The sequence below is a fragment of the Micromonospora sp. R311 genome (assembly GCF_056780015.1).
Genome location: NZ_JBSWCE010000116.1, coordinates 1 through 902 on the forward strand (window position 1 = coordinate 1; position 902 = coordinate 902).

Consider the following 902-nt stretch of genomic DNA (forward strand, 5'->3'; position numbering starts at 1 on the left):
CCCCGGAAGCCACCCTCACGGCGCTCGCCGCCGCGGAAGCCCTCGCGCGGCGCACCACCCTCACGGCGGTCACCGCCCCGGAAACCTTCGCGCGGCGCACCACCCTCACGGCGCTCGCCGCCCCGGAAGCCACCCTCACGGCGCTCGCCGCCGCGGAAGCCCTCGCGCGGCGCACCACCCTCACGGCGGTCACCGCCACGGAAGCCACCCTCACGGCGGTCACCACCGCGGAAGCCCTCACGCGGGGCGCCGCCCTCACGGCGGTCACCGCCCCTGAAACCCTCTCGGTCCCCGCCACGGAAGCCACCTTCACGGCGGTCACCGCCGCGGAAACCCTCACGCGGCGCGCCACCCTCACGGCGGTCCCCACCACGGAAGCCACCCTCACGGTCCCCACCACGGAAGCCACCTTCACGGCGGTCACCACCGCGGAAACCCTCACGCGGCGCGCCACCCTCACGGCGGTCCCCACGGAAGCCCTCACGCGGCGCGCCACCCTCACGGCGGTCACCGCCACGGAAGCCACCCTCACGGCGCTCGCCGCGGAAGCCACCGTCGCGGTCGCCGGCGTCCCGCCGGTAGCCGCCCGGACGGAAGTCACCGTCACGCCGGCCGCGGAAGCCACCCTCACGACGGTCGCCGCCACCCTGGCCGCTCCGGTCGTCACGGGCGCGGTCGTCGCGCCCACCCGGGCGGTCGTCGTAACGACGCGGACGATCTCCGCCCTGCGGTCCTGAACTCACAGGTACATCCTTCCTCATTGCGCCACCTGAGGCGCTACGCAGTCGAGGGCCGACCCGGATGGGGCGGCCCTCGACTGGAAGATTGTCCGGCGGTGTCCTACTCTCCCACACCCTCCCGAGTGCAGTACCATCGGCGCTGGAGGGCTTAGCTTCCGGGTT

The 902-nt window shown here is 74.4% G+C and carries 1 rRNA gene and 1 pseudogene; one reads left to right on the plus strand and one right to left on the minus strand.

Annotated elements, in window-relative coordinates:
- Positions 1-737: pseudogene (locus AC1WTP_RS34425) on the plus strand (hypothetical protein); the annotation flags it as partial.
- Between the two features lie 90 nt (positions 738-827).
- Here AC1WTP_RS34425 and rrf read toward each other — a convergent pair.
- Positions 828-902 (minus strand): 5S ribosomal RNA (gene rrf / locus AC1WTP_RS34430); the annotation flags it as partial.